Genomic DNA, 13,031 nt, shown 5'->3' with positions numbered 1-13,031 from the left:
GCGCCTCGATCGCTACATCGCCCAAGGTACGGAAGCGCGCTGTCGCTGCTCCTCGCGAGCCCCGACCGCTCCTCGGCTTCTACCCCCCCCACGGGCCACACGTTCTGGGGGCAAAAAAAAACCGCTCTTTCGAGCGGTTTTTTCGTTTCAGGATCGCAAGGCGATCAGTCGACCGTTGCCGGCAGCAGACGCTCCGGCTCCGGGTGTGCCTCCACCACCAGCTCGCCATCCTTGACGTCGATATTGACCCGCCCACCTTCCACCAGCTTGCCGAACAACAGTTCGTCGGCCAGCGGACGCTTGATCTTCTCCTGGATCACGCGCGACATCGGGCGCGCACCCATCAGCGGATCGAAGCCGTGCTGGGCCAGCCAGTCGCGCGCAGTCGGGGTGGCCGACAGCGAGACGTGCTTTTCCTGCAACAGCATTTCCAGCTCGATGATGAACTTGTCCACCACCCGCAGGATGTGGTCGAAGCCCAACGGCTGGAACTGCACGATCGCATCCAGGCGGTTGCGGAACTCGGGTGTGAACCCGCGACGGATCGACTCCATCGCATCGGTGGAGTGATCCTGCTTGGTGAAGCCGATCGACCGCCGCGAGGCCTGAGTGGCACCGGCATTGGTCGTCATCACCAGGATAACGTTCTTGAAGTTCGCCTCGCGCCCGTTGGTATCGGTGAGGATGCCGCGATCCATGACCTGCAACAGGATGTTGAAGATGTCCGGATGCGCCTTCTCCACCTCGTCCAGCAACAGCACGCAGTGCGGTGTCTTGACGATTTTCTCGGTCAGCAGACCGCCCTGATCGAAGCCGACATAGCCCGGAGGGGCACCGATCAGACGGCTGATCGAATGCGCTTCCATGTACTCGGACATATCGAAGCGCACCAGCTCGATCCCCAGCTGCAGCGCAAGCTGCTTGGTGACCTCGGTCTTGCCGACGCCGGTGGGGCCAGCGAACAGGAAGTTGCCGATCGGCTTTTCCGGATTGGCCAGACCCGAGCGTGCCAGCTTGATCGAGCCGGCCAGCGTCTCGATTGCCGGGTTCTGGCCGAAGATCACCATCTTCAGATTGCGCTCCAGATGCTGCAGCACGTCCTTGTCGGTCGCGCTGACCTGCTTGGCCGGAATCCGCGCCATCTTGGCGACGATGGTCTCGATCTCCTCGATGTCGATCAGCTCCTTGCGCTTGCCTTCCGGCAGCAAACGCTGACGCGCACCGGCCTCGTCGATCACATCGATCGCCTTGTCCGGCAGCAGGCGGTCGCCGATGTGCTTGACCGACAGGTCCACGGCCGCCTGCAGTGCGTCATCGGCATAAGTCACGCCGTGGTGCGCCTCGTACTTGGGCTTGAGACCCTGCAGGATTTCGAAGGTCTCGCCCACGGTCGGCTCGACGATGTCGATCTTCTGGAAGCGACGCGCCAGTGCACGGTCCTTTTCGAAGATGCCGCGGTATTCCTGGAACGTGGTCGAGCCGATGCAGCGCAGCTCGCCAGACGACAACGCCGGTTTGATCAGATTGGACGCATCCATGGTGCCACCCGACGCCGACCCGGCACCGATGATGGTATGGATCTCGTCGATGAACAGCACCGCGTTGGGCACCTTCTTCAGCGCCGCCAGCACGCCCTTGAGGCGCTTTTCGAAGTCGCCACGGTACTTGGTGCCGGCCACAAGCGCGCCCAGGTCCAGCGAGAAGATCACCGCATCGGCCAACACTTCCGGCACGTCGTTGTCGACGATGCGCTTGGCCAGACCTTCGGCAATTGCGGTCTTGCCCACGCCGGCCTCGCCCACGTACAGCGGGTTGTTCTTACGGCGGCGGCACAGCACCTGGATGGTGCGCTCGATTTCATCGCCACGGCCGACCAACGGGTCGATCTTGCCGTTGCGGGCCTGCTCGTTGAGATTGGTGGCGAACTCGGCCAGCGCATCGCCCTTGGCCTCGCCCTCCCCGCCCTCGCTCTTGGGCTCGCCATCGGAGGCGGACGGCTGCTCGCCGTCCTCGCCCAGCTTGGCGATGCCATGCGAGAGGTAATTGACGATATCCAGACGGGTGATGTCCTGCTGGTTCAGGAAGTACACCGCGTGCGAATCCTTCTCGCCGAAGATCGCGACCAGCACGTTGGCGCCGGTGACTTCCTTCTTGCCCGAGGATTGCACGTGATAGACCGCACGCTGCAGCACACGCTGGAAGCCCAGGGTGGGCTGGGTGTCGCGGCCATCGTCTTCGGCCAGGCGCGAGACCGAGGCCTCGATCGCTTGCTCCAGATCGTTGTGCAAACGCACCTGGTCGGCGCCGCAAGCCTTGAGGACGGCCTGGGCGGACGGGTTGTCCAGCAGCGAGAGCAGCAGGTGCTCGACGGTCATGAACTCATGACGCGCCTCGCGTGCTCGCTTGTAGCACTGGCCGATGGTTTGCTCTAGGTCTTTGCTGAACATTGGTAACTCCGAACGGCTGTTGCCAACAATATGCGGCTTTTGTTGGGATTTACCACAACCCTATCGGATAGGCATGTTCAGACGGCGTTAGCATGTGATTGCAGCCACAGTGTTGCGCTGCTGGAATGATCGGATTGATGCCTCAGGTCTGTTCCATCGTGCACAGCAGCGGGTGCTGGTTCATGCGCGAGAATTCATTGACCTGCGCCACCTTGGACTCGGCGACTTCGCGGCTGTAGACCCCGCAAACGCCGCGTCCACGGGTGTGGACATGCAGCATGACCTGCGTGGCCCGTTCCAGATCGAGGTTGAAAAACTGCTGCAGCACCGTCACCACGAAGTCCATCGGGGTGTAGTCGTCGTTCAGCAAAAGCACCTGATAGCGCGGCGGTGGCGCCACTTCAGGCTTGCTGGCTTCGACGGTGAGGCCGTGATCGTGTTCGTGTGAGGTCTTACGAGGCATCCGGGCATTATACGGTTCATCGCCGCACGCATTGGACGATTTACGCCGCGCCCCGCACAATTTGTCTCCGATTCCATGGCTGGCCCTTGATGACCGATTCCCTGACCGCGCGGTTGCTGGCGCCGTCGTTCACTGCCGACTTGTCCAGCTCCGTGTACCTTGCCGGGTCGCAGCGCCGCTTGACCCGGCTTCAGACGGTACGGTTCGCCGCTAGCGCGAGCGCGGCCCCGATCACGCAGGACCCGCAGCGATGAGCGCTTCCGACCAACGCTGGCATCCGGATGTCACCGTGGCCACCGTGGTGGTGCGCGACGGGCGCTTCCTGCAGGTGGAAGAGACCATTGGCGGCAAGCTGTTGTTGAACCAACCTGCCGGGCATCTGGAACCGGATGAGAGCCTGCTCGATGCGGCGGTGCGCGAGACGCTGGAAGAGACCGGCTGGGATGTCCGCCTGACCCACTTCATCGGCACTTATCAGTGGGTCGCCCCGACTGGCCAATGCTTCCTGCGGTTCGCGTTTGTCGCCGAGGCCGTGACCCACCATCCCGAGCGCAACCTGGATACCGGCGTGGTGCGCGCGTTGTGGATGACGCCGGACGAATTGCGCAGCGCGACCGAGCGCCTGCGCAGCCCGCTGGTGTGGGAAGTGGTGGCCGACTATCTGGCCGGCCAGCGTCATCCCCTGGCCTTGGTGCGGCACGTCGCATGAGTACGCCGCGGATCGTTGTGGGGGTCTCCGGCGGTGTGGATTCGTCGGTGGCGGCCTGGCGGCTGGCCCAGCAGGGCGAGTCGATCGCAGGGCTGTTCATGCAGAACTGGGCCGACGACGGCAGCGGCGATTGCCGCGCCGAGGATGACCGCCGCGATGCGGTGGCGGTGTGCGGGGTACTGGGCATCCCGTTCCATTTCCGCGATTTTTCCGGCGAATACTGGAGCGGCGTGTTCGAGCACTTCCTGGCCGAATACGCGGCCGGGCGCACGCCGAACCCGGACGTGCTGTGCAACCGCGAGGTCAAGTTCAAGCATTTTCTGGATGCGGCCCAGGCGCTGGGCGCCGAGCGCATCGCCACCGGCCACTATGCGCGGGTGGCGCACAGCGGCGGGCGCTGGCGCCTGCTGCGCGGCGCCGACCGCAGCAAGGACCAGAGCTACTTCCTGCATCAGCTGGGACAGACGCAACTGGCCGCGACGCTGTTTCCGATCGGCGATATGGAAAAAAGCACGCTGCGCCGGGTCGCCCAGGACGCCGGTCTGCCGACCCATGCCAAGAAGGATTCCACCGGCATCTGCTTCATCGGCGAACGCGATTTTCGCGAGTTTCTGGGCCGTTACCTGCCCGCGCGCAGCGGCGAGATCCGCGACCCGCAGGGGCAGCGCATCGCCGAGCATCCGGGGGTGTTCTATTTCACCCTGGGTCAGCGCGAAGGCCTGAACATCGGTGGCGTGCGTGGGCGTGCCGCCGCGCCGTGGTACGTGGTCGGTAAGGATGTGGCAAGCAACGTGCTGTATGTGGACCAGGACCGCGACAGCCCGCTGCTGCAATCGCGCTGGCTGCAGTCCGAGCAGGCCCATTGGGTCACCGGGGCGCCGCCGGCGCGCAGCTTCGGCTGTACCGCACAGACGCGTTACCGGCAGCCCGACGAGCCGTGCACGGTGGAGGTGCAGGACGATGGCAGCGTGCAGGTACGTTTCGAGCGGCCGCAGCGGGCGGTGACGCCCGGGCAGTCGCTGGTGTTGTACGACGGCGAGGAATGCCTGGGTGGCGCAGTCATTGCCGCCACCGATGCGCCGCTGGAACGCCAACTGGCGGGATCTTCTTTTTCACCTGAGGTAGTGGCTTGATGAGTTCTTCCATGGATCACCGCGTGCTGGCGCTTGCCGGCGTCGCCCAGGCCCTGCAACAGGTGCGGCGGATCGCCGAAACCGGGCATTCGGAGGCTGCGACGGTGCGTACCGCCATGGACAGTGTGTTCCGGGTGGATGCGTCCTCGCCGGAGGCCGTGTACGGCTCGCCAGCGGACCTGGCGCCAGGGCTGCGGCTGCTGCACAACTATTTCCACAACCAGGGCCAGGACGAGGTCCTGCCGCGGCTGGCGCTGGCAGTGCTGCAGCTGGAGCGCCGCTTCGTGCGCGACACCGCCACCGTGGCCACGGTCTCCAATGGCATCGAGGCAGCGGCGCGGCAGGCACACAGCCTGGGCGACAGCGGCCATCCTGACGTGCTGAGTTCGCTGGGCGGGCTGTATGCGCAGACCATCAGCCACCTGCGCCCCAAGGTCATGGTGCAGGGCAATCCGCATTACCTGGGCCAGGCCGGCGTGGTCGCGGAAATCCGCGCGCTGCTGCTGGCCGCGGTCCGCTCGGCCGTGTTGTGGCGGCAGATGGGTGGCAGCCTGTGGGATTTCCTGTTTGCCAAGCGCGCAATGATCGAAGCGGTGGACCGCGCGCTGCGCTAAACCACTGACGATTCCGGTGTGCTACACGCGCTGGCGGTCGCTGGCGCGTGTCAACAAAGCTTGAACGGGCGAGACGATGTGGCGATCGTCGCTAAAGACAAAGGGGGTACGGCCGATACAGCAACCGTGACTCTGCCGAGAACGCCCATGTATTCACGTCCACTTATCCGTCTGGCCGCCCCTTTGGCCCTGACCTTGCTGTTTCCCTTCGCTGTCGGATTCGACTGGCCCGCTTCGGTGCGCTGGGCGATCCTGGCGACCATGACGCTCAGCTGGCTCGGTTTCGCTGCCTGGGTGACCTACTCCCAGTTCCGGCGTAATCCGGACCAGACCCGCATCCTGCGCGAGCAGGACCAACTGCTCAACGAACTGCGTACGTTCGTCAGCAACGAAGTCGACGGTTCGCGCTCGGAAGTCGAGCGTGCCCGCGAACTGATCCGCCAGGCCGTGTCCGGTCTTGGTGGCAGCTTCGAAGCGATGAACCGCAAGTCGCGCCAGCAAAGCCAGGCATTGGCCCGCATCGTCGACCGTGCCGGTGACGACGGCAGCGCCGGTGTTGACGTCGCCCGCTTCGCCCAGCACGCCAGCTCCCGCATGGAGCAACTGGTGGAAGCGCTGGAACAAGTGAGCGGCCAAAGCACCAACACCGTGCATCACATCGATGAGATGGCGCAGCATCTGGATGGCATCTTCGCGCTGCTGGAAGACGTTAAGTCGATCGCCGACCAGACCAACCTGCTGGCCTTGAATGCCGCCATCGAAGCAGCCCGTGCCGGTGAGGCCGGTCGCGGCTTCGCGGTGGTCGCCGACGAGGTGCGCAACCTGTCCGAGCGTTCCACCACCTTCAACGAACAGATCCGCAAGCTGGCGCACAGCTCCAAGGAATCGATCGCCAAGGTGCGTGAAACGGTCTCGCAGCTGGCCTCGCGTCACATGGATCGCTCCCGCGAAGCCCGCCACGAATCGGCGGCGATGCTGGAGAACGTCGCGCAGATCAACGCCTCGCTGGGCGACGGCATGCGCGAAATTTCCGAATGCGCGCGCTCCATCGACGGTAGCGTGGCCGAAGCGGTGCGTGCCCTGCAGTTCGAGGACATCGCCACGCAGACGCTGAGCGGTATCCATACCCACCTCGATCGCCTCACCGCGATCAACCGCGAAGCGGTGGCGCTGCAGGAACTGCTGCATCGCAATGGCGGCGTGTACGACAGCGATCTGGTCGCCGCGCTGGCCAAGGTGTCCAACCGCCTGCGCGACATGCGTGTGGAATGGGAACGCCCGCCGCACAAGCCGGTGGCGCAGCAAGGCATGGGCGCCGGTACGGTCGAGCTGTTCTAAGACCGATGCCACGCACTGTCTGATTTCCGACATTCCCCGGCCTTCCGGGGATTTGTCGTTCCGCAACAACCTGGTATTCCACTGATGACGCTCCTTGCCCCGCCTACCGATGCACCCACGGCCGTGCTGGAATCAGCCGCGCTGGCGGCTGCACACGCCCAGCGCATTGCGCAAAGCGACGCTGCCAGGCCTGCGCTGCGCAGCGTGCGCATGCCGGCCGCGCTGGAACGGCTGGAGCGTGCCGCCCGTGCGGAAGTGCAGGCAATGCTGAACCCGCGCCGCAGCTGCAGCGAAGAAGAACTGCTGTTCGCGACCGTGGCCTGGGATCTGGGTCTGGATGGCGCCGCGGTCGACGTATCCGGACGCTGACGTTTTTGTGCGACAGCGGGGCGTGCCTCGGCAGGCGCCCCGCTGGCTGTATTCACTGCCCGACCTGTGGCGTTTGTGCATCAGTCCGTGCCACCCGGCGTGGCTCCGAACACGCAATGCCGTGCGATTGCAGCACCAGGGTGAGGTCTCCCCTGCCCGTCTGCTCGACGACTTCTACGACACCACGTCGGGTGTAGAGCGCCTAGCTCTGTAGCTTGGCTGCAGGGTCCTTGCCTGCCTACAGTCGCTGGTCACGCCCTGAATCCTTTCCTGAAGTCTCATAAGCGGAATCCATGCCGCACGAGGTCCCGCGATGGGGAGCGGGCCGCGCCGGCAAGACGCTACTTCTGCTCAGAATCGCGGCGTGTACCTTTTCGGTCGTCTGGCGGGTGATGGATCAGGTGTAGAGCGCCTGGCTTTGCAGGTTGGTTGCAGGGCCCTTGTCCGCCCACCATCGCGGGACACGCCGCAAGTACGTCCGTGTAGGCTCTTACGCGGCATCCATGCCGCGTAAGGTCCCGCGACGGTGGGCGGACAAGGACCAGTCGAGATAGTCGGTGCGTGTGGTGCAAGCGACGCGTGACGTGAATTGCATGGATCGCCGTATAGACGATCAGATCCCCGTCGCAAATTGAGCAGCAGAAAAGCATTCAAAATGCAGCCTACAAGCTTTCCATGCTCCTAGCCCAAGCCGAGCAACGGACAAGCTTTTAATAAAGCAGCCGACGAACTCTCTGGTGCGCGACCCTTGCCGGTTGCGGGACCCTAGGCGGCATGGATGCCGCCGAGCAGCCTCCACGGATGGATTCACGGCGTGTCCCGCAAGTGGTGAGGGCATCGCGCCCTCGACTCGTTGAGCTTTTGACTGGCGCATTTCAATAGCCGGGCGGGCGACGCCGGGCGCTGCGACAGCTTGCGTCAGCTGGCGATGACCAGGCGCGCGCCTAGGCGCATGCCGGCTTCGGCTTCGCGCAGCCACTGCGCCATGTCGCGCGGCGACAGCGGCCGCGAATAGAAGTAGCCCTGGATTTCGTCACAGCCCTGCTGGCGCAGCAATGCGTCTTCCTGCACCGTTTCCACGCCTTCGGCGACCACCTGCATACCCAGCGCGTGACCCAGATGCACGATGGCCTGGGTCACTTCGGCGGTGTTGGCGTCGTCGAGCATGCCTTGCACGAAGCTGCGGTCGATCTTCAGACGCTGCACCGGGAAGCGGTTGAGGTAATGCAGGTTGGAGAAACCGGTACCGAAGTCATCCACCGCCAACAGCACACCATTCTGTTCGAACAGCTCGAAGCAGCGGCGCAGCGAGTCGGAATCGCGGATCAAGGCCGATTCGGTCAATTCCAGTTCCAGACGCGATGGCGACCAGCCGTTGTCGCGGCAAATTTCCAGTACGCGCTCGGCAAAACCGCGCTCGCGCAGCTGCACCGCAGACACGTTGACCGCGATGCGGCTGAAATTGAGTCCGGCGCGATCCCAGACCACGGCCTGGCGGCAGGCCTCGCCGATCACCCATTCGCCCAGGCGCACGATCTCGCCACACTCCTCGGCAATCGGAATGAACTCGACCGGGCTGCACTGGCCATGGCCGGGGCGATTCCAGCGCATCAGCGCTTCGATCGCCGGCGAGGATTCACCCACCGTGTTGACCAGCGGCTGATAGACCAGGGTGAACTCTTCGCGTTCCAGCGCACCTTGCAGCGCGTGTTCCAGCTCCAGGCGGCGCTGTGCACGCATCAGCACGTCCTGGCTGTAGTAATGGAAGGTGTTGCGGCCCGATTCCTTGGCTGCATACATCGCCGCATCGGCGGCGCGCAGCAGGCTGTCGAAATCTGACAGGCCCTCGCCCTGCAGCGCGATACCGATGCTGGCACCGAGCTTGAGGGTGACGTGGTCCTTGCGCAGCGGCTCGCCGAGCGCGCTGATCAGCTTGCGCGCTACGTGGCCGGCGTCTTCCGGCTCGGAGAGATCGCGCAGCAGCACGATGAATTCGTCGTCGCTGAAGCGGCCGAACAGGTCGCTGTTGCGCAGATGCTGGTGCAGGCGCGCAGAGGCCAGTTTGAGCAGATTGTCGCCGGTGGCGTGACCGAAGGAATCGTTGATGCTCTTGAAGCCATCCAGATCGATCAGCAGCATCGCCAGCACCTGGCCACGCTCGTGCGCTTCGCGGATCGCGTTCTCTGCCTGCTCGCGCAGCAGGAAGCGGTTCGGCAGACCGGTCAGGCGATCGTAGTGGGCCAGCAGCTCGATGCGCTCGTTGGCTTCGCGCTCGCGGGTGACGTCGCGGAACAAGGCGACGAAACGCGGCGGCAAGCCTTCGCGACGGTCTAGCTCGATCAGCACCTGTACCCAGATCCGCTGGCCGGAGTTGCGGTAGAAACACAGCTCCAGCTGTTCGGGCAGGCCGCCGTCGGAGATACGCAGCAGCGCCGCCTCGAAGGCGTCGCGCGAGTCCTGCGTGTACAGCGACAGCGCCTGCTCCAGGGTGATGTTTTCCTTGCGCAGGCCGTGGATGCGGTAGCACTCCTCGGTCCACTGCATGCGCCGGGTGTCGACCTCGATCTCGCAGCCGCCGATCTTGCCCAGCGCAGACACGCGGTTGAGCAGCTCGGTGCGCCAGCGGATCAATGCATCGGTCTGGCGTTGCTCGGTGACGTTCTGCAACTGGCCGAGCAAACGCACCATGCTGCCGTTGCCATCGAACACCGGCTGCGCCCAGACCCGCAGGTGATGCGGATTGACGTCGCCAAGCCCATTGATTTCCAGCTCGAAATGCACCGGCAGGCCTTCGTGCTTGATCTTGCGCCAGGCGCTGCGCAGATGCGCAACCGACGGCCGGCCCAGCAGGCGCAGGATGTCGCGAATGCCCTGCAGGCGCTGCTGGGTCACGCCGAGCTGCTGCAGGAAATCCGGCGACACCCACAGCGCGTCGTTGAGCGTGTCCCAGCTCCAGCTGCCCATGCTGGCGATGCGCTGGGCCTCTTCGAGCTGGGCCTGCTGCTCGCGCAGCTGCTGCTCGAGCAACTTGTGGTGGTGCACATCGGTATGCGTGCCGACCATGCGCAGCGGGCGGCCGTCGGCGGTCCGCGACACCACGCGGCCGCGATCCAGGATCCAGCGCCACTGGCCGTCGTGCTGACGCAGACGGAATTCGGCCGTATAGGTATCGGTGCGCCCGTCCAGGTGCGCCTGCACGGCAGCACTGACCAGCGCATGGTCGTCGGGATGGATCAGCCCGGACAACGCGGTGAGATTGTTCGGCAGCGGCTGCTCGGAATAACCGAGCATGCGGGTCCAGCGCTCGGAGCGGTAGACCACATCGGCTGGAATGTCCCAGTCCCACAGTCCGTGATCGGCGCTGTCCAGGCCCATTTCCCAGCGGCTGGTACCGTCGGCACCCATCGGCTCGGGAATGCTCAAGGTGAAGGCCATGACCTGGCCGTGTTCGTCGCTGACCGCGCGCAGCCAGCCTTCCAGACGCCCGCCACCGGTACCCGGCAGCACGCAGGCGGCCATGCCGCCGCTATTGGCTACCTGGACGCGACTGCTTTCCAGGACTTCGGCATAGGCGCCAAGGGTGGACGGCAATCCCAGCGATTGCGCAACGCGGTTGGCCGCCAGAGGCTGGCCATGCGCATCCAACAACACCACCGCCGAGGTCAGCGGGTGCTGCAGCATGCTTGCAATGACGCCTGAGTCCACTCTGGAACACTCCGAAGAATCGACCCCGGCCTTCGGAGTCGCAATGGATAACGGCCGTTTCCTGGATTAGTTGAGGCGCGTGTTTCGGGCCCGACCGAACCGGGACGAGTTGCGGCTAAGATGGTTGCATCGCCAGCACCAAAGGTCGTCCGCGGACCCATGCCTCATCCTGTCGCCGCGCCCGCGTTTTCGTCCGCTCCCGTGTCCCGTCTTCGCCTCGCCGAGCGCCTGCAACAAGGTCTGTGGACCCTGACCGGGCTGTATTTGCTGGTCGGCGTGATCTGGCTGCTGCTGGGCAACCGGCTGCTGCACCTGGCCGGCGCCGCCATGCCGGAGCGCTGGTCGGACGCCAGCTTCCTGCTGGTGTCGAGCGTGGTGATCCACCTGGTGCTGCGCCGTTTCGTGGCGCTGATCGTGGAAGAGCACGCGCAACTGGCGCAATCGGAGGCGGTGCTGCAGGCCAAGTTCCTGGCCCTGCCCAGCCCGGCGCTGATCTACGACCTGGCCACGCTGCGCATCCTGGATGCCAACCCGGCAGCGCTGGAATTCTTCGGCTGGGAACGCGACGAATTCCTGCAGCAGACGCTGCAGGCGATCTGGCCCAACGCCGACGGCGCGCGCCTGGAAGAAATCATCGCCCAGATCCGCGCCAAGGGCGACGCCACCTGCACCCTGCACGAGGATCTGCTGACCCGCAGCGGCCCGCGCCATGTCGAGATCCGCAGCAACCAGCTGCATCTGGCCAGCGGCCCTGCCCGTCTGGTGGTCACCGTGGACCGCAGCGAGGAACGCCAGGCACAGCATCTGCGTGACGAGGCGCTGCAGCGGCTGGAAGAGGCGCAGAGCATCGCGCGGCTTGGCTCATGGCAGCTGGATCGCGCGACCGGATTGGGGCGCTACTCGCCGGCGGTGTACCGCCTGCTCGGCCGCAGCGTGCCGATGCATCGGCGCGAACATCGGCTGGAAGAACTGTTGACCGCCTCGGACACCGCCACCCAGGCGCGGATCGAACGCATGATCGAGGACATGTGCACCGGTGGCGAGGTGCAGATCGACGTGCTGCTTCCGCTGACCGGCGGCGATTCGCAACCGCGCACGGTGCATCTGCGCGCCGAAAGCGTCACCAACCCGAACGGCGCCCGGCATATCCATGGCACGCTGCAGGACGTCAGCGAGCGCGAGCAGTCGCGCCGCTTGCTGCGCGAGCGCGAGGAGCAGTTCCGCGAGCTGGTCAGGGTGCTGCCCGATGGCGTGCTGATCCTGGCCGACGAGCACGTGATGTATGCCAATGCCGCCGGATCGGTGCAGTTCGGTTTCCAGGGCGAAACCATCCTGGGCGAGCCGCTGCAGACGCTGGTCGGTGACAGTGATCTGCCCGTGGTGCGCGAGTACCTGCGCGCGGGCAGCGATCGCAACGAGCCGGTGTCCAGCGCACGGGCGATGCGTCGCCGCGATGGCAGCACCTTCTATGCCGGCCTGTCGGCCGGCGATATCCGCTATGGCGGACGCAGCTGCAAGTTGCTGGTGGTGCGCGACCTGAGCGAACCCGAACGCATGCGCGATGCGCTGGCCGAGAGCAACGCCGAGTTGCAGGCAATGGCTAAGCGCCTGTTCTCGCTGCAGGAAGACGAACGCCGCGCGATCTCGCGCGATCTGCACGACGACATCGGCCAGGCCATCACGGCGATGAAGCTGTCCGCGCATGCGGCGCTGGACGAGCCGGATCCTGACGCGCGCCGCGAAGACCTGCTGGAAGTGGTGTCGCTGGCCGACAGCACCGTGACCAAGCTGCGTAACCTGTCGATGCTGTTGCGTCCGCCGCAGCTGGATGCGCTGGGCCTGGAAGCGGCGCTGCGTTGGCAGGCCTCGATGCTGTTTCGTGCATCGCCGGTGCGGCTGGAGCTGGATATCCAGGCACTGGACGTGCGCCCGGGCAACGAGATCGAGCAGGCGTGCTTCCGGATTGCGCAGGAAAGCCTGACCAACGCGCTGCGCCACGCCTGCGCGGGCGAAGTGCACATGCGGCTGTACTCGATCGACAGCGAGAGCTTTCGCCTGGAAGTCAGCGACGACGGCGATGGCTTCGAACCGGAAGGCCCGCGTGGGCTCGGGCTGATCGTGATGCGTGAGCGTGCGCAAACCGTCGGCGGTGCGCTCGCGATAGAATCAGCACCCGGAGCAGGCACGCGCGTGACGTTGCGCCTGCCCTATCACCCGGTCGGCGAGCCCGTCCACGACGATGGTGGACGTTAA

At 65.1% G+C, this 13,031-nt stretch carries 9 protein-coding genes; 6 read left to right on the top strand and 3 right to left on the bottom strand.

All coding sequences use genetic code 11. The features are described from left to right. Positions 1-164: 164 nt before the first annotated feature. Positions 165-2,447: an ATP-dependent Clp protease ATP-binding subunit ClpA gene (gene clpA / locus KHN93_RS10685; protein WP_016901749.1), complete on the bottom strand. Its 2,283-nt coding sequence runs from the start codon at positions 2,445-2,447 to the stop codon at positions 165-167. Between the two features lie 142 nt (positions 2,448-2,589). Beyond that, positions 2,590-2,910 carry an ATP-dependent Clp protease adapter ClpS gene (gene clpS, locus KHN93_RS10680; RefSeq protein ID WP_016901748.1) on the bottom strand — a complete coding sequence of 107 codons (321 nt, stop codon included), beginning with the start codon at positions 2,908-2,910 and terminating at the stop codon, positions 2,590-2,592. A 250-nt stretch (positions 2,911-3,160) separates the two neighbouring features. Here clpS and KHN93_RS10675 point away from each other — a divergent pair, with 250 nt between their 5' ends. The 5 genes from KHN93_RS10675 to KHN93_RS10655 all read left to right on the top strand — a co-directional run bounded on the left by KHN93_RS10675 (position 3,161) and on the right by KHN93_RS10655 (position 7,073). Further along, complete coding sequence (locus KHN93_RS10675; RefSeq protein ID WP_104559687.1) at positions 3,161-3,619, top strand: NUDIX hydrolase; 459 nt, start codon at positions 3,161-3,163, stop codon at positions 3,617-3,619. Then, the gene (gene mnmA / locus KHN93_RS10670) at positions 3,616-4,752 is read left to right on the top strand and encodes a tRNA 2-thiouridine(34) synthase MnmA (RefSeq protein ID WP_024940109.1); all 1,137 of its coding nucleotides are present in this window, start codon (positions 3,616-3,618) and stop codon (positions 4,750-4,752) included. The genes KHN93_RS10675 and mnmA overlap by 4 nt, the downstream gene beginning before the upstream one ends. After that, positions 4,752-5,366, top strand: a complete 615-nt coding sequence (hflD, locus tag KHN93_RS10665; protein WP_024940108.1) for a high frequency lysogenization protein HflD — start codon at positions 4,752-4,754, stop codon at positions 5,364-5,366. Before mnmA ends, hflD begins: the two co-directional genes overlap by 1 nt. A gap of 60 nt (positions 5,367-5,426) precedes the next feature. After that, on the top strand, positions 5,427-6,704 hold the full coding sequence (locus KHN93_RS10660; protein WP_172454375.1) for a methyl-accepting chemotaxis protein: 1,278 nt from the start codon (positions 5,427-5,429) through the stop codon (positions 6,702-6,704). An 84-nt stretch (positions 6,705-6,788) separates the two neighbouring features. Further along, positions 6,789-7,073 (top strand): hypothetical protein, encoded by a 285-nt coding sequence (locus tag KHN93_RS10655; RefSeq protein ID WP_104622660.1) that lies wholly within the window; start codon positions 6,789-6,791, stop codon positions 7,071-7,073. Positions 7,074-7,991: 918 nt separating this feature from the next. On the opposite strand, the gene KHN93_RS10650 is transcribed toward KHN93_RS10655, so the two are convergent. Further along, a complete protein-coding gene (locus tag KHN93_RS10650) occupies positions 7,992-10,778 on the bottom strand; it encodes a sensor domain-containing protein (protein ID WP_181109587.1) in 2,787 nt (928 codons plus the stop codon). A gap of 120 nt (positions 10,779-10,898) precedes the next feature. On the opposite strand from KHN93_RS10650, the gene KHN93_RS10645 reads away from it, so the two are divergent. Next, on the top strand, positions 10,899-13,031 hold the full coding sequence (locus KHN93_RS10645) for a sensor histidine kinase (protein WP_039521515.1): 2,133 nt from the start codon (positions 10,899-10,901) through the stop codon (positions 13,029-13,031).

The organism is Xanthomonas arboricola pv. juglandis, from assembly GCF_905367715.1.
GTDB classification, from domain to species: Bacteria; Pseudomonadota; Gammaproteobacteria; order Xanthomonadales; family Xanthomonadaceae; genus Xanthomonas; species Xanthomonas arboricola.
This window is presented reverse-complemented; position numbering and strand designations above follow the sequence as displayed.

Bases quoted from the DNA above. Each gene is read 5' to 3' on its own strand.
- clpA (WP_016901749.1), bottom strand. From the start codon at position 2,447: ATGTTCAGCAAAGACCTAGAGCAAACCATCGGCCAGTGCTACAAGCGA.
- clpS (WP_016901748.1), bottom strand. From the start codon at position 2,910: ATGCCTCGTAAGACCTCACACGAACACGATCACGGCCTCACCGTCGAA.
- KHN93_RS10675 (WP_104559687.1), top strand. From the start codon at position 3,161: ATGAGCGCTTCCGACCAACGCTGGCATCCGGATGTCACCGTGGCCACC.
- mnmA (WP_024940109.1), top strand. From the start codon at position 3,616: ATGAGTACGCCGCGGATCGTTGTGGGGGTCTCCGGCGGTGTGGATTCG.
- hflD (WP_024940108.1), top strand. From the start codon at position 4,752: ATGAGTTCTTCCATGGATCACCGCGTGCTGGCGCTTGCCGGCGTCGCC.
- KHN93_RS10655 (WP_104622660.1), top strand. From the start codon at position 6,789: ATGACGCTCCTTGCCCCGCCTACCGATGCACCCACGGCCGTGCTGGAA.
- KHN93_RS10645 (WP_039521515.1), top strand. From the start codon at position 10,899: ATGGTTGCATCGCCAGCACCAAAGGTCGTCCGCGGACCCATGCCTCAT.